This is a genomic window from Desulfobacter sp., assembly GCA_028768525.1.
Classification (GTDB): domain Bacteria; phylum Desulfobacterota; class Desulfobacteria; order Desulfobacterales; family Desulfobacteraceae; genus Desulfobacter.
The window spans coordinates 1978863-1992799 of the sequence record CP054837.1 but is presented as its reverse complement, the minus strand read 5'-3'; the positions used below and the strand labels follow the sequence as shown (position 1 = coordinate 1992799).

Annotated in this window: 17 protein-coding genes; 11 read left to right on the top strand and 6 right to left on the bottom strand. The window is 55.0% G+C overall.

What is annotated here, in order from left to right:
* Positions 1–10 precede the first annotated feature (10 nt).
* The 3 genes from moaC to HUN04_09185 are packed head-to-tail and all read left to right on the top strand — an operon-like array spanning position 11 to position 2881.
* Positions 11–502 carry a cyclic pyranopterin monophosphate synthase MoaC gene (gene moaC, locus HUN04_09195; GenBank protein ID WDP89874.1) on the top strand — a complete coding sequence of 164 codons (492 nt, stop codon included), beginning with the start codon at positions 11–13 and terminating at the stop codon, positions 500–502.
* On the top strand, positions 499–1689 hold the full coding sequence (locus HUN04_09190; GenBank protein WDP89873.1) for a DNA recombination protein RmuC: 1191 nt from the start codon (positions 499–501) through the stop codon (positions 1687–1689). Before moaC ends, HUN04_09190 begins: the two co-directional genes overlap by 4 nt.
* A gap of 7 nt (positions 1690–1696) precedes the next feature.
* Positions 1697–2881 (top strand): MltA domain-containing protein, encoded by a 1185-nt coding sequence (locus HUN04_09185; protein ID WDP93227.1) that lies wholly within the window; start codon positions 1697–1699, stop codon positions 2879–2881.
* A 12-nt stretch (positions 2882–2893) separates the two neighbouring features.
* On the opposite strand, the gene HUN04_09180 is transcribed toward HUN04_09185, so the two are convergent.
* The 5 genes from HUN04_09180 to HUN04_09160 all read right to left on the bottom strand — a co-directional run bounded on the left by HUN04_09180 (position 2894) and on the right by HUN04_09160 (position 6072).
* Complete coding sequence (locus HUN04_09180; GenBank protein ID WDP89872.1) at positions 2894–3907, bottom strand: energy-coupling factor ABC transporter ATP-binding protein; 1014 nt, start codon at positions 3905–3907, stop codon at positions 2894–2896.
* On the bottom strand, positions 3907–4593 hold the full coding sequence (locus HUN04_09175) for an ABC transporter permease (GenBank protein ID WDP89871.1): 687 nt from the start codon (positions 4591–4593) through the stop codon (positions 3907–3909). The genes HUN04_09180 and HUN04_09175 overlap by 1 nt, the downstream gene beginning before the upstream one ends.
* A 12-nt stretch (positions 4594–4605) precedes the next feature.
* On the bottom strand, positions 4606–5439 hold the full coding sequence (locus tag HUN04_09170) for a substrate-binding domain-containing protein (GenBank protein WDP89870.1): 834 nt from the start codon (positions 5437–5439) through the stop codon (positions 4606–4608).
* Between the two features lie 161 nt (positions 5440–5600).
* Complete coding sequence (locus HUN04_09165; protein ID WDP89869.1) at positions 5601–5849, bottom strand: cytoplasmic protein; 249 nt, start codon at positions 5847–5849, stop codon at positions 5601–5603.
* Between the two features lie 49 nt (positions 5850–5898).
* Positions 5899–6072 (bottom strand): hypothetical protein, encoded by a 174-nt coding sequence (locus tag HUN04_09160; GenBank protein WDP89868.1) that lies wholly within the window; start codon positions 6070–6072, stop codon positions 5899–5901.
* A gap of 149 nt (positions 6073–6221) precedes the next feature.
* Between HUN04_09160 and HUN04_09155 the strand changes: the two genes are divergently transcribed.
* The 6 genes from HUN04_09155 to HUN04_09130 all read left to right on the top strand — a co-directional run bounded on the left by HUN04_09155 (position 6222) and on the right by HUN04_09130 (position 11468).
* Positions 6222–6533 (top strand): Hpt domain-containing protein, encoded by a 312-nt coding sequence (locus HUN04_09155; protein WDP89867.1) that lies wholly within the window; start codon positions 6222–6224, stop codon positions 6531–6533.
* A 10-nt stretch (positions 6534–6543) separates the two neighbouring features.
* On the top strand, positions 6544–7671 hold the full coding sequence (locus HUN04_09150) for a fused response regulator/phosphatase (protein ID WDP93226.1): 1128 nt from the start codon (positions 6544–6546) through the stop codon (positions 7669–7671).
* A 3-nt stretch (positions 7672–7674) separates the two neighbouring features.
* A complete protein-coding gene (locus tag HUN04_09145; protein WDP89866.1) occupies positions 7675–8139 on the top strand; it encodes an ATP-binding protein in 465 nt (154 codons plus the stop codon).
* Positions 8140–8270: 131 nt separating this feature from the next.
* Positions 8271–8918, top strand: coding sequence for a phosphate signaling complex protein PhoU (phoU, locus tag HUN04_09140; protein ID WDP89865.1), 648 nt, complete (start codon positions 8271–8273; stop codon positions 8916–8918).
* A gap of 42 nt (positions 8919–8960) precedes the next feature.
* Positions 8961–9656: a response regulator gene (locus HUN04_09135; protein WDP89864.1), complete on the top strand. Its 696-nt coding sequence runs from the start codon at positions 8961–8963 to the stop codon at positions 9654–9656.
* A 15-nt stretch (positions 9657–9671) separates the two neighbouring features.
* Positions 9672–11468 carry a PAS domain-containing protein gene (locus tag HUN04_09130; GenBank protein ID WDP89863.1) on the top strand — a complete coding sequence of 599 codons (1797 nt, stop codon included), beginning with the start codon at positions 9672–9674 and terminating at the stop codon, positions 11466–11468.
* A 19-nt stretch (positions 11469–11487) separates the two neighbouring features.
* Here HUN04_09130 and HUN04_09125 read toward each other — a convergent pair whose 3' ends face one another.
* Positions 11488–12327 (bottom strand): amidohydrolase, encoded by an 840-nt coding sequence (locus HUN04_09125; GenBank protein ID WDP89862.1) that lies wholly within the window; start codon positions 12325–12327, stop codon positions 11488–11490.
* A gap of 94 nt (positions 12328–12421) precedes the next feature.
* Here HUN04_09125 and HUN04_09120 point away from each other — a divergent pair, with 94 nt between their 5' ends.
* Positions 12422–13084 carry a bifunctional precorrin-2 dehydrogenase/sirohydrochlorin ferrochelatase gene (locus HUN04_09120; GenBank protein WDP89861.1) on the top strand — a complete coding sequence of 221 codons (663 nt, stop codon included), beginning with the start codon at positions 12422–12424 and terminating at the stop codon, positions 13082–13084.
* A gap of 73 nt (positions 13085–13157) precedes the next feature.
* Positions 13158–13931, top strand: coding sequence for a cytochrome c biogenesis protein CcsA (ccsA, locus tag HUN04_09115; protein WDP93225.1), 774 nt, complete (start codon positions 13158–13160; stop codon positions 13929–13931).
* Positions 13932–13937: the final 6 nt, after the last annotated feature.

The following is a 13937-nucleotide window of genomic DNA, read 5'->3' as shown; positions in this document are numbered from 1 at the left end:
CGGAGAGATTATGACAAAAAAAGAGTTTACCCACCTGGACGACCAGGGCCGGGTCCGGATGGTGGATGTGGGGGGGAAGGCCCCCACCAAGCGCGTTGCCGTGGCCCGCGGATCCATTGCCATGTCTGAACAGACCCTGGCGTCCATTCTGGATGAGCGGGTGAAAAAGGGCAATGTCCTTGAGACAGCCCGGATCGCCGGGATCATGGCGGCCAAGAGAACCTGGGATCTGATTCCCATGTGCCATCCCATAAATATCACCCATGCCCGGGTGGATTTCACGCCGGATAAGGAAACCCATAAAATCCACATTGAGGCCGAGGTGTCGCTGACGGAAAAGACCGGGGTGGAAATGGAGGCCCTGACTGCCGTATCCGTGGCCGCCCTGACCATTTATGACATGTGCAAGGCCTATGACAAGGCCATGGAGATTTCCGACATCCATCTGGCCACCAAATCCGGAGGCAAGAGCGGCACCTATATTTCGGACAGGGCAAAATGAATCAATTGCAGGCCCTGATTACCCTGGACCAGCTCGCATTCCTTGCAGCGGGGTTTATGTTGGGCGTGTTGGTCTGCCTGGCCCTGGCCCGGTCCGGGGTGCTGTTTTTTTCCGGGCGGCTAAAGGATTTATCCAGCCAGGCATTATATGAAAATTCCAGGGCCTTCATGGACCTGGCCCAGTCCCATTTCAGCGGGTATGTCAGGGAGGCCCGGCAGGATTTCAGGGCCAAAGGGGATGAGATCCGCCAGGCCGTGGACCCGGTCCACCGGGTCCTGGATAAATACGAACAGCGCCTGGGACTCATGGAAAAGGACCGGGAGCGGGCCTACGGGGCCATCAGCCGGCATCTTTCGGAAATGGCCCAGACCCAGCACCTGCTCCACAGGGAGACCGGCAATCTGGTCAAGGCATTGCGGGTGCCCCATGTCCGGGGGCGATGGGGGGAGATTACCCTGAAACGGGCGGCGGAGCTGTCAGGCATGGCCGAACACTGCGATTTCTTTGAGCAGGCGGCATCGGGCGCAGGCAAAGGGGCACTGCGGCCGGACATGCTGGTCCGCCTGCCCGGGAACCGGAATATCGTGGTGGATGCCAAGGTGCCGCTGATGGCCTATCTGGATGCCCTGGAAACCGAAGATCCCCAGGAGCAGAAAGACCGCCTGGCCACCCACGCAAGCCAGGTGCTGGCCCATGTGGCCCAGCTTTCATCTAAAAGATATACGGGGGCTTTCAGTCCCAGCCCCGAGTTTGTGGTGCTGTTTATTCCCGGGGAAAACTTTTTTTCAGCGGCCCTGTCCGCCCGCCCGGACCTCATTGACAAGGGCATTGACCAGGGAGTGGTCCTGGCCACCCCTACCACCCTGATCGCCCTGCTCAAAACGGTCTCCTATTCCTGGGTACAGCAAAAGGGGTATGAAAATGCCGAGGAAATACGGAACCTTGGAGGGGAGTTGTTTACCCGCCTTTCCACCATGGCCGGACATATGAACCGCCTGGGCAAGGACATTGAAAAAACCGCCGCCACATTCAACCGGACCGTGGGAGCCATGGAGACACGGGTGATGGCCTCGGCCCGGAAACTGGACCGTCTTTCCGTTTCAAGGACGCCGCTGCCGGACCTGGCGGATATTGACGAGGAGAAGGCGGTGGCAAGACGCCTGGAGGAAAATCAAAGTGATGAATAAGGGGATGATGGCGGCGCTTGCCATTGCTGCAGTGATTTTAATCTGCGGGTGCGGTGACAAGCGTCCGGCCGAAGATCCTTCCCGGCTTCCCATGGAGCGGCTGTCAAAGGGGGATGTCCCAGAATTCAGGGACACCCTGGGATTTAAAGACCTTGAAGCTTCGATCCTCCAGAGCCTGGTTTATTTTACCCGGGTGCCGGCAACCCGGGTCTTTGTCTACGGGAAGGACCGGTACGATGCCGCGCATATGATCCGCTCCCTTGAGACCTTCCAGGCCTTTATGGGGAATCGGCCTTCGCCTGCTGAACTTTCCCGGTTTATCCGGGACCGTTACCATGTCTATAAAAGTGTGGGCAACACCGACGGCGAGGTACTGTTCACCGGGTATTTTGAGCCCACCTACCGGGGGAGCCTCACCCGGGGGGGGGCGTTTGCCTATCCGGTTTATTCCGTGCCGAATGATCTGTTCCAGATTGACCTGTCGAAGTTTTCCGAAAAATACAAGGGGCATAAGCGCCTCATGGCAAGGGTGGATGCTGACGCCGGCCGGATTCTACCCTACTATGCCAGAAAAGAGATCAACAATATGCAGGGCTTTCATGACCGGGCCGAGCCCCTGGTCTGGCTGGCCAGCCGGGTGGACCGGTTTTTCCTTGAAATCCAGGGGTCGGGCCGGGTGGCCCTGGATACCGGTGAGATCATGCGCATCCACTATGCCGGGACCAACGGAAATGCTTACAGGTCCGTGGGCAAATACCTCATTGACAAGGGCGAAGTGCCCCGGGAAAAGATGTCCATGCAGGCCATCCGCCAGTGGCTGGAGGCAAATCCCGACCGCATGGATGAGGTCCTTCATTATAACGAGAGCTTTGTGTTCTTTAAAAACGGCAGGGGCGGCCCCTACGGCAACATCGGGGTGACCGTGACCCCCCTGCGGTCCATTGCCACGGATGTGAAGGTCTTTCCCAGGGGCGGCCTGGCATTTGTAGACGCGGCCCTGCCTGAGTATACCGGACAGCCCAAAGAGGGCTGGGAAAAAGCCTCTTTTTTTGTACTGAACCAGGATACGGGCGGCGCCATCAAGGGGCCCGGCCGGGTGGATATTTTTTGCGGGAACGGCGAGTGGGCGGCTTACACTGCCGGGCATATGACCGCACCCGGGCAATTGTACTTTCTGGTACTAAAGCCCTGAGGCGCAACAGGGTTACCGCCAGTTGATATCCGAAGAATTAAAGGTAAGCACCACCTCCTTTCCCGGCTGAAGAGAACGCCGGGCTACCTGGTCCCTGTCCAGGCTCAGGGTGATGGAAAATCCATTCATTGAAAATGAGGTCAGGATGTTGCCGTTTCTTTTATCCAGGATCATTTCAATAATCCGGGCATTGACCCGGTTGTTATCATCCCCTCCCGGGTCACCGGTCCCAGCGATACGGATGCTGTCTTGGGGGATGACGGCCGTGTCCCCGGTGGGCGGCGGCAGGATGATATACCCGTCGTTCTCCGTCAGCTTAAGGGTTTGGCCCGATTTCTTTGTATAGGGCGGCGGGATAATGCTCTCTTTTTGGGTGGAGAAAATCCGTCCCTTGTGCATGGAAATCCGGGTGTCGCTGCACTCGTTGAGCCAGATTAAATCATGGCTGACGATGATCAGGGTGCATCCCCAGGCATCCCGGGCCGCAAGCGATGCCCTGCGGATGAGCCCTGCGCTCTGGGTGTCCACACTGGCCACGGGTTCGTCCAGCAGAAGGGCCCTGGGGTGGAGGATGAGCCGGGCGGCCATGGCCACCCGCTGGGCTTCGCCCCCGGAGAGCTGGTGCCATGCCCTGTCCTTGAATTCGCCGAAGTTCAGGCCCACGGCATCCAGGGCCTCTGCCGCCCGCCGGTGAAGCTCTTTTTTATCCTTCCTTATCTTAAGGCCGTAAACGACGTTGTCCAGCACCGTCCGCTTGAGCAGGTAGGGCCGCTGGGTCAAAAGACTGACCCTCGACCTGACCCGGGGGGACATGGGGTGTTCCGGTCTTCCCTTAAAATAGATTTGGCCCTGGGTGGGGGACATGGCAAAGGCGAGCAGCTTGAGCAGAGTGCTTTTGCCGCTGCCGTTGGGGCCTGAGAGGCCCAGAATCGCCCCCTGGGGGATATCCAAACGGTCGATTTCCAGCACTTTTTTATGGCCGTAAAAATGGCTGACACCGGTGAGTTGGTAAAGGGGGGCGGCCATTATCGTTTCCTTAAAAAAGAGAGGCTGAGGTTGACCCCGAAGGCAATTGCCATGAGAACGATTCCCAGGGCGATGCCGTCGGCGAACATCCCCTTGTTGGTTTCAAGGGCGATGGCCGTGGTAATGGTCCGGGTATGGTATTTAATATTTCCCCCCACCATCATGGATATCCCCACCTCGGTAAGTACCCGGCCGTAGGCTGTCACCGCCGCCGCCAGGATGCCGTACCGCACCTCCCACAGACAGGTGAGGACGATGTCTTTTTTGCCGGCGCCCAGGGAGACCAGGGTCAGTTTCAGGTCCTCGTCTATGTTTTCGATGATGGAGGCCGTGATGGCCGTAACAATAGGAAATGCCAGGATGGCCTGACCGGCAGCAATGCCGGGCAGAGTGAAGAGCAGGCCGAATTGTCCCAGGGGGCCCCGGGATGAAATAAAGGCATATACCAGAAGGCCCACGCAGACAGTGGGCAGGGCCAAAAGGGTGTCCACCAGGGTTCTGACCTGGCGTTTGAATCTGAAATCAAAATAGCCCAGGCAGAACCCGCAGGGCAGGCCGGCCAGCAGGCTGACAGCCATGGACCAGGTGGAGGCCTGGACCGTGGCGGAAACTGCCGACCAGGTGGAGGCATCTCCCCTGATCAGCAGTTCAATGGCTTTAAAAAAGCCTGAAGCAAGAAACTCCATTAAGGCTGTGTCTTATTTGGCATTGGGGATAAACAGCTTTTTACCCAGGAGCCTGAATTCAGCGATTTTTTTCTGGGCAGCATCCGAGGCCATCCAGTCGGAGAATTTTACTGCCAGTTCGTATTTTGCGTTGGGGCAGTTCTTGGGGTTCAGGGTCAGCACCGCGTACTGGTTCAGTAGGATGTCATCCCCTTCCACCAGAACGGTAAGGGGGGCATTCCCGCCCTGCTGGTCCTGGTATTTGATGTAGGTCCCCCGGTCAGTCATGGTGTAGCCTTTTCTTTCCTGGGCCACGTTGATGGTGGCCAGCATGCCCTGTCCGGTCTGGACATACCAGGCCTCTTTATCGGGAAGGGGGATGCCTGCGTTTTTCCAGAGGAGCTTTTCTTTTTTATTGGTGCCGGAGTCGTCACCGCGGCTCATGAAAAGCGCCTCTTTTGATTTAACCGCAGCAAGTGCGTCGGAGATATTTTTGCCTTTGATGCCGGCAGGGTCGGCTTTGGGGCCGATGATCACAAAGTCATTGTACATGATTTCCCGGCGGTCCTTGCCGAATCCGTCGGCAATGTATTTTTTTTCTGCGGGCGGTGCATGGACCAAAAGCACATCCACATCGCAGCCCTTGCCCAGTTTCAGCGCCTTGCCGGTGCCGGTGGCGGTCCATTCGATGGTAATGCCGGTATCTTTTTCAAAATAGGGCATGAGGTAATCCAGCAGGCCCGTGTTGTCGGTGCTGGTGGTGGTGGCCATCATCAGGTCCTTTTTTGTACCGGCCTGGGCCGCTGTCATAAAAAACATTACCATTAGGGCGGCCATTAAACCAAACATCAGCTTTTTCGCATTCATTCGTTTTCTCCTTTAAATTGAATTTAGGGATTACCCAAGTATAAATCCGGAGATATGTTAAACTGCTGGCCTTGTCAAGGATGTTGAATGGCGCGGGGAATATACTGACCAAGAATAACTCATGGCGACACTGGCTGCCCTGCTGTTAATCCTAAAGTGCGCTAACGGTCTTTTAGGAAAAGCCCGTGGTATTCATCCTCGGAGATATGTTTTTTCAAAAAATTGTTTACCCAGAGATATATCTCTTCCAGCTCCGTGTCGCTGAGTCTGGGCAGAAAGGCTTTCATGAAGGTGTCTTCACTGAATTTCTGCAGGTAGAACATAATGGTTTCCTCGTCGGTGTCCCGGCCCATGCCGAAGGCGGCCAGGCCCTTGTATTCCTGGATAAACTGGTGGCTGTCTTTTTTCATGGTTTGCTTTTAGGTCTGGTGGGTTAATGTAAGTTAGAGGGACTGTCTGTCAGGCATCGGGATCCAGTCCCCGTTCGGTAATCATATAAATGGCGCAGGAGGGCCTGTGTTTACAATAGAGTTTGGGGTCCTTGCATTTCAGGCATTCCCTGCACTGGTAGACATTGTATTTCGCACAGCGGTATGGGGTCTCACGGGAGGGGTGCTTTTGGCACGGTGCCATGTATCTTCCTTTATGATTCTGTTTTTCGCCTCTTTGGGTAAATATGGCATTGATCCATGATTTGTCAAACCAAGGTTTACAATGGATGCCTTTTTTTTTATACTTTTCCAGTTACGATTTCATTTCTCTTCAACTTTTAAGGAGCCTCCATGGATTTTGAAGCACTGGCATCACGGCTGGGCATCGATATGGAAGATTTTCTGGAACTGGCGCAATTGTTTTATACCACCACCAAGGCGGACATGGAAAAAATACACAGCAGCATGAAGGGAAATTCCCCGGAAGATGCTGCTGCCGCTGCCCATTCCATTAAGGGGGCGGCCGGGAACCTGGGATTTGAAGAGATGGCATCCCTGGCCAAAAAAATGGAATTCAAGGGAAAAGAGGGCAGTTTTGACGGGTTTGAGGGGTGGATGGATGAAATGGACCGGTTGCTGGACCGGCTAAAGGAAGAGATCTAGGATGAGGCATATGGGCCCGGACAATGCACAGCCATACTCGGTGCTGGCCGTTGATGACAACCTGCTGAACCTTCGCCTCATTGAAAAGACGCTGACCAAGGAAGGATACCGGATCTATACGGCGGACAACGGGCCGGACGGGCGCATGGCCGCCCTGGAAAAACAACCGGACCTGATTTTGCTGGATATAGAGATGCCCGGAGAAAACGGATTCGATGTGATCCGGCAGTTAAAGGACAATCCGGCCACCACGGCCATTCCAGTTCTTTTTTTGACCGGTGTCTCCGAGGTGGATGCCAAGCTGAAGGGTTTTGAACTGGGGGCGGTGGATTATATCATTAAGCCCTTCCATCCCCAGGAGGTACTGGCCCGGGTAAGGATTCACCTCAAGCTTTCCATTGCCACCAATTCCCTTATACAGGCCCAGGCGGGAAAACTCCGCCAGGTCACCGAGGCCCAGGCCGCCATGCTTCCCCGGCCCGAGGATTTTCCCGGGGCCGGTTTCAGCGTCTACTACAGGGCGCTTCATGAGGCAGGGGGGGATTTTTACGATATTCTGGAAATTTCCGAAAACATTACCGGATATTTTGTGGCGGATTCATCGGGCCACGATATCGAAACCTCATATATGACGGCCTCGGTCAAGGCGCTGCTGGCCCAGAACTGCACCCCTGTCTACTCCCCGGTGGAAAGCATGAAACTGATCAATGATGTGCTGGTGGAGATTTTGCCCTCGGGCAAATACCTCACTGCCTGCTACATGCACCTGAACCGGAGTACCATGAGGCTGACCATTGTGAATGCCGGCCATCCCCCTGTGGTGTATATGCCCAAGGGCGAACCGCCACGGCTGATCCGGGCGGAAGGGGATATTTTGGGCATCTTTCCCGATGCCGGTTTCGGCCAGGTTCAGCTGCCGGTGTCCGTGGGGGACAGGCTTTTTATTTATTCCGACGGCCTGGTGGAGTCTGCCGAAAACAAGGTAACCTGGGTGTCGGGTGCCGAAAGCCTGCTGCCCGTATATGAAGGGCTCAGGGATATCCCCTTTGACACGGCGCCCGAGGTCCTGGTCAATCAATTGTTCGGGGAACAGGCCCGGCCCGAGGATGACATTGTCCTTCTCTGTGTGGAGGTATAGGGGATGGCGAATGCCGGGAATATCTATGAATTAAGCCGGCAGGGCAATGGCCTGGAGATCCGGTTCTCCTCCTCCCTGGCTAAGATTGACGATGCCTGTAATGCCGTATCCGGATTCCTTGAATCCATGGGGCCGGATCTGTCTTCCCAAAAGTTTGCCGTCAACCTGGTTCTCCGGGAAGGATTGACAAATGCCGTGCGCCATGGAAATAAAAATGATCCGGCCAAGGTGGTGAAGCTGTGCTTGTCCATGGCCACGGGCAACAGCCTGCAGATCTCCATTGAGGACCAGGGGGCGGGGTTTGACTGGAAAAGGATCTGCCGGACCCCCATGGACGAGGCCGCGGACCACGGCAGGGGAATGGTCATCATGGAAACCTATTGTGACCGGTGCCGGTATAATGAAAGGGGAAATACCCTATACCTGGAAAAAGTGATTCTGCAGCCGGGCAAAGATATCCATCCTTGAAAAACCGTTCAATAAACGCCGGGCCGGTGCCAGGTTTAATTTCCCCTTAACCTAAATCTAACAGAATTCTAATGAAATCAGGGTAAAAAAATTCAATTATTTTTATTGAATTGATATATCGGGGGATACAGATGACAACCCATTTGACACGCGCCATGCACCGGATAAAAAAAGAAATACTTTCCCTGGGTGCGATGGTGGAAGACCGGTTTAAAAAGGCCATCTATGCCATCAAAAAAGAGGACCTGGACCAGGCCCAGGAGATCATTGATACAGATTATCTGGTGGATGAGCGGGAGGTTGAGGTTGAAGAAGAGTGCCTCAAAACCCTGGCCCTGTACCAGCCTGTGGCAACGGACCTGCGCCTGATTACGGCGGTGATAAAAATTAACAATGACCTGGAACGGATTGCCGATTATGCTGTGAACATTGCCCAGCGGTACAAGACATCTGCCAAGCATACGGCAACATTCAAATATGATTACACCGCCATGGCCGAGCAGGCTGCCAAAATGCTTAAGCTGAGCCTGGACGCGTTGGTGAGCATGGATGTGGATCTGGCCTATACGGTCCGTGACATGGACAAAGAGGTCAACATCATGAGAAACGATGCCTACAGGATCATGAAGGATGATATCCAACGCCATCCTGAAATGGTGACGGAAATTATCAATATGTATCTGATTTCCAGGCATATAGAGCGGGTGGGAGATCACACAAAAAATATTGCAGAAGAAGTGATTTACCTCATTGAAGGGGAAATTATCAGGCATTCGTGATAAAAATGACCATAAACAAGACCGAAAAATCAGGATAGGATTATGTCCAAGGAAACCATACTGATTGTTGATGATGAAGAAGATATTCTTGAGCTGATTAAGTTTAATTTAAAAAGTGAAGGTTACAATATCGTTCAGGCCATGACCGGGGAAGAGGCCATCAAGATTGCCAAGCAGTCCAGCCCTGACCTGATGGTACTGGACCTCATGCTGCCGGGCATTGACGGCCTTGAGGTGACCCGGTACCTGAAAAATAACGAGACCACCGCCGAAATTCCCATTGTCATGCTGACGGCCAAGGGCGAAGAATCAGACATTGTCACCGGACTTGAACTGGGGGCCAACGATTATATGTCCAAGCCCTTCAGCCCCAGGGAACTGACCGCAAGGATCCGCGCCATCCTGCGCCGGCGGCGCAAAAATTCGTCCGACGCACCGGTCCGTGTCCGCCAGGAAGGGGACATGGTGATCGACCGTGCCAAACACCGGGTCACCATAGAGGGGGCTGTGGTGGAACTGACCCTGTCCGAGTTCGAGCTGCTTTCCTTTCTGGCAGAAAAAAAGGGCTGGGTATTCACCCGGGGGCAGATCGTGGATGCCATCCACGGGGAAAACTATGCCGTGACCGAACGGAGTATCGATGTCATTATTGTGGGGCTGCGCAAGAAGCTCAAGCATTATGCATCCTGTATTGAAACCGTCCGGGGCGTGGGCTACCGGTTCAAAGAAGACGCCTAATCCGGAACAATATCCATGCGCCGAAAAAAAACCAAACTGATATGGCGGATTTTTCCGTCCTTCCTCATTATTATCCTTCTCTCCCTCACCGCTGAAGCCTGGTATGCCACCGGGTATTTCAAGGATTTTTTTCTTGAAAGTTCAGAAAAGGAGCTGAGCGTCAGGGCATCCCTTGTCAGGGACCGGTTCGTTACCGCCCTTTACGGCGACCGGCTGGACAGGGCAGGTATAGATGCCCTGTGTAAAAAAGTTGGCGGCGGCATCAATACCCGTATCACCGTGATTCTGCCCACAGGGGAGGTGGTCGGCGATACCTTTGCCCGTCCCGAAACCATGGAGAATCATAGGGCCCGTCCGGAGATTGCCCGGGCCCTGGCGGGCAGCAAAGGGGTGTCTGTCCGGTACAGCTCCACCCTGGATAAAACCATGATGTATATTGCCCTGCCCATGTCCCATCAGGGCGGGGAAACGGCAGTGATCAGGACGGCGGTCTCCATTTCGGACATTGATACCAAAATTTACGCGGTGAGGAACAGCATTCTTTTTGCCCTGGTCATCACCATTGCCGCCGCAGCCCTGGCCAGCCTGTATGTGGCGGGCCGGATCACCCGGCCCCTTGAGCAGATGCGGAAAGGGGCTGAAGCGTTTTCAAAGGGCAACCTGGCCAACCGCCTGCCTTCGGCCGATACCCGGGAATTGTTTGCCCTGTCCAGGTCAATGAATTTCATGGCCCGGGAACTGGACCGGAAAATCACCGATGCCAGAAACCGGAGCCGGGAACTGGAAGCGGTGCATACCAGCATGCAGGAAGGGGTGATCGCCGTTGACGGCGATGAAAAAATTATCACCATCAATACGGCGGCGGCCCGGATTTTCGATTTTGCACCGGAGACCCTCAAGAACAGAAATATCCTGGAGGTGGCCCGGAATTTTGAACTCCAGAACTTTATCCAGCGGGCCCTGTCAACCCATGAACCCGTGGACGAGGATATCGTGATAGAACGGGACCAGCGCCTGGTTCTCAATATCCACTCCACAGTCCTCTACGATACCAATGAGCAGCGGATGGGCACCTTGATCATCTGCCACGACATCACCCGCATCCGGCTGCTGGAGACCATGCACAAGGATTTTGCCGCCAATGTTTCCCACGAACTGAAAACCCCGCTCACCACCATAAAGGGGTTCATTGAAACCCTGATGCAGATGGCGGCGGACGAATCCGGGGGCGGAGATACCGGCCCCCAGTATCAACGGTTTCTGAGCATCATAGATAAAAACGTCAACCGGATGATCGGTCTTATTGATGATCTGCTGGCGCTTTCCCGCCTGGAGCGGCTCAAGGGCACCGATATCCAACTGGAATCCCACCCCCTTTCCTCATTGATCCGGGGGGCGGTGGCCTATTGCCGGGAAAAAGCACAGGACAACGGGGTTGCGCTGTCGATTCAGTGCCCGGAAGATCTATCGGCCTTGGTGGATCCCGTTCTCATGGAACAGGCTATTTTTAACCTGGTGGATAATGCCGTGAAATACAGCGGGGAGAACACTGGGGTCAGCGTAGCCGCCGTCAAGGGGGAGGGAAGCATTTTTATCCGGGTCAAGGACTCTGGGGCGGGCATTGACAGGGAGCATCTGCCGAAACTGTTCAACCGTTTTTACAGGGTGGACAAAGGCCGCAGCCGGGACCAGGGCGGCACAGGCCTCGGCCTTGCAATTGTCAAGCACATTGTCCAATACCACAACGGCCGCATTGAGGTGGAAAGCGAAAAAAACAAAGGCACCTGTTTTACCATTTCCATTCCCGCCTGATCCGCAGGCGCCGCCGCCTTTATTGGTATAGGGCCGCGGCGTTGCCCCCCAGCACCATATCCTTTTCTTCCGGGGAGAGGGAAGAATTGTCCAGGTCTTTATAGTAGCGCGCCGGGGTGAGCAGCGGGAAGTCCGTACCGAAGAGGACCTTGTCGATTACCCCTGCCGCTGCCGCCATGTCATAGACAGCGGAATCATAGAGAAATACCGAGGCGGCCGTATCGTACCAGATGTTTTTCAGCCTCTCTTTCATTTCTTTTTTCATGATGTGGTAAAAGAAAATGCCACCGCCCCAATGGGCCAGGATGATTTTATTGTCCGGAAAGGCGGCGGCCAGGCCGTCTATCTGCTCCAGGGTGACCGGGGTCTTGCCCGGATAGGGATGGCCCAGAGGCTCGTTGGTGTGGATCATGCAGGGCAGATTACCTTTTTTTCTGAGTACTTCCATCACCGGTGCCAGGAGGGCAATGGCACCCTGGTCAATGCCGGAGAGGTAAAAGGCCAGCTCCCCCACCCCCGAAAGTCCGGCGTCTATGCAGCGTTCCGCCTCGCATGCCGCACCCTCCCAGGCCGCATCAAAACAGGCCAGCCCCCGGATGCGGTCCGGATGGGCGGTGACCGCTTCAATCACGGCATCATTATTGGCTTTTGCATATTCCGGGTTCCGCCACGGAAATCCGCTGACCACAGAAATGTCTACCTCATGGCGGTCCATGGTTTCCAAAAGGGCGTCCGTCGTTGTTATTTTTGATTTGGGTGAATCGTAAAGGAGTTTGAATTCCGGTTCCTTGTCGAAAAACGGGGTTCTGTCCTGTTCCACTGATGATTGGAATAGATGGGTGTGGGAATCGATAATCATGGCGCCCTTTCAAAATGAATAAATATTGAAAAAACTCAAAGGGCAATATATATTAAATCCCTTGTTCAAACAAGGAATGATTAATAAGGATGGCATGAAATACTATCCCATATTTTTGGATGTGGCCGGCAAAACCTGCCTGGTGGTGGGCGGTGGAAAGGTCGGGGCCCGCAAGGCGCTGGGGCTGGCAAAGGCCGGTGCCCGGGTCCGGGTGGTCAGCCTCGGGTTCTCACCGGAGCTTGCCGCAGCCCCACATGACAACATCTGCCTGGAGAAAAAGGCCTTTGCCCCCGGCGACCTGGACGGGGCATGCCTGGTTTTTGCGGCAACGGATAATCTGTCCCTGAACGCCGGGGTGCGGGAAGCGGCCCGCAAGGCCGGGGTCCTGTGTAATATTGCCGACGGAAAAGACAAGGGGGACTTTATCCTGCCCGCCGTGGTGGACCGCGGGGAACTGCAGGTGGCCGTATCCACCGGCGGGGCCAGCCCGGCCGTGGCCAGGCGCCTCCGCGTGGAACTTGAATCCCTGTTCGGCCCGGAATATGAGATCATGCTCACCCTGATGGCCAATATCAGAAAAGAACTGCTGGCCCGGGGCCATGATCCCCAAGGTCACAAAAAAATATTTACCGCCCTGGCCGGGGCCGGTCTGCCGGACCTGATCGCCGGGGGAAAGATTAAAGACATTGACAATCTCCTTGCCCGGCTCCTCGGGGAGGGATTTTCCTTTGACAGCCTGGCCGGCCAGGCAACTTAAATCGGGAGTCGTGATACAGATGGAATTTTCAGATATTCTCCTGAGGGCATCGGCCGTACTTTACTTCATCAGCATGGCCGGGTACGGTTGTTATCTTTTTCACCAGAAGGACCGCATCCAGCGGTTGTCGTTGGGGCTGACCGCCCTTGCCGTGGCCATTCATCTGGTTGCGGTGATTGTCCAGGGCATCGGCATGAAGGGGCTGCCCATCCATAACCTGGTGCAGAGCCTGTCCATGGCGGCACTGGCCGTGGGCGGGATGTTTCTTTATATCCAGTACCGGTTTAATCTTAAAATCCTGGGGCTGTTTGCCACGGGACTTCTTTCCCTGCTCATGCTGGCGGTGGTGATTATTCCGGATACGGCCGTTGAACCGGACAAGGTGATCCGCGGGTTCTGGTTCTTTGCCCATATTATACTGATTTTTACCGGAGAGGCTGCCCTGGGTCTTGCCTGCGGGGCCGGTATCCTCTACCTGATTCAGGAGCAGGGCATACGGGGGAAGAATCCCGGATTCTTTTTCAAGCGCCTGCCCTCCCTGGATTTCCTGGATATGGTTTCCTATACCTGTATCACCACCGGATTTGCCCTGTTAACCTTTGGCCTGGTTACCGGCTTTATCTATGCCAAGGCCATCTGGGGCAGCTTTTGGGGATGGGATGTCAAGGAGGTGTTTTCCGTGGGGGTATGGCTGGTCTATGCGGCACTGCTTCACCTGCGACTTTATTCGGGGTGGCGGGGGCGGAAGTCGGCCATTATGTCCATTGTGGGGTTTGCCATGCTTGCCTTTACCTTCCTGGGGGTCAACCTGATCCTCGGCGGACATCACCAGGATTTTACCCGGTAGGAAAAA

What these genes read in the sequence shown, in the direction of transcription:
- HUN04_09185 (WDP93227.1), top strand. Translation starts at nt 1,697, where the DNA reads ATGGCGGCGCTTGCCATTGCTGCAGTGATTTTAATCTGCGGGTGCGGT.
- HUN04_09175 (WDP89871.1), bottom strand. Translation starts at nt 4,593, where the DNA reads ATGGAGTTTCTTGCTTCAGGCTTTTTTAAAGCCATTGAACTGCTGATC.
- HUN04_09155 (WDP89867.1), top strand. Translation starts at nt 6,222, where the DNA reads ATGGATTTTGAAGCACTGGCATCACGGCTGGGCATCGATATGGAAGAT.
- moaC (WDP89874.1), top strand. Translation starts at nt 11, where the DNA reads ATGACAAAAAAAGAGTTTACCCACCTGGACGACCAGGGCCGGGTCCGG.
- HUN04_09170 (WDP89870.1), bottom strand. Translation starts at nt 5,439, where the DNA reads ATGAATGCGAAAAAGCTGATGTTTGGTTTAATGGCCGCCCTAATGGTA.
- HUN04_09190 (WDP89873.1), top strand. Translation starts at nt 499, where the DNA reads ATGAATCAATTGCAGGCCCTGATTACCCTGGACCAGCTCGCATTCCTT.
- HUN04_09130 (WDP89863.1), top strand. Translation starts at nt 9,672, where the DNA reads ATGCGCCGAAAAAAAACCAAACTGATATGGCGGATTTTTCCGTCCTTC.
- HUN04_09160 (WDP89868.1), bottom strand. Translation starts at nt 6,072, where the DNA reads ATGGCACCGTGCCAAAAGCACCCCTCCCGTGAGACCCCATACCGCTGT.
- phoU (WDP89865.1), top strand. Translation starts at nt 8,271, where the DNA reads ATGACAACCCATTTGACACGCGCCATGCACCGGATAAAAAAAGAAATA.
- HUN04_09120 (WDP89861.1), top strand. Translation starts at nt 12,422, where the DNA reads ATGAAATACTATCCCATATTTTTGGATGTGGCCGGCAAAACCTGCCTG.
- HUN04_09145 (WDP89866.1), top strand. Translation starts at nt 7,675, where the DNA reads ATGGCGAATGCCGGGAATATCTATGAATTAAGCCGGCAGGGCAATGGC.
- HUN04_09135 (WDP89864.1), top strand. Translation starts at nt 8,961, where the DNA reads ATGTCCAAGGAAACCATACTGATTGTTGATGATGAAGAAGATATTCTT.
- HUN04_09165 (WDP89869.1), bottom strand. Translation starts at nt 5,849, where the DNA reads ATGAAAAAAGACAGCCACCAGTTTATCCAGGAATACAAGGGCCTGGCC.
- HUN04_09150 (WDP93226.1), top strand. Translation starts at nt 6,544, where the DNA reads ATGGGCCCGGACAATGCACAGCCATACTCGGTGCTGGCCGTTGATGAC.
- HUN04_09180 (WDP89872.1), bottom strand. Translation starts at nt 3,907, where the DNA reads ATGGCCGCCCCCCTTTACCAACTCACCGGTGTCAGCCATTTTTACGGC.
- HUN04_09125 (WDP89862.1), bottom strand. Translation starts at nt 12,327, where the DNA reads ATGATTATCGATTCCCACACCCATCTATTCCAATCATCAGTGGAACAG.
- ccsA (WDP93225.1), top strand. Translation starts at nt 13,158, where the DNA reads ATGGCCGGGTACGGTTGTTATCTTTTTCACCAGAAGGACCGCATCCAG.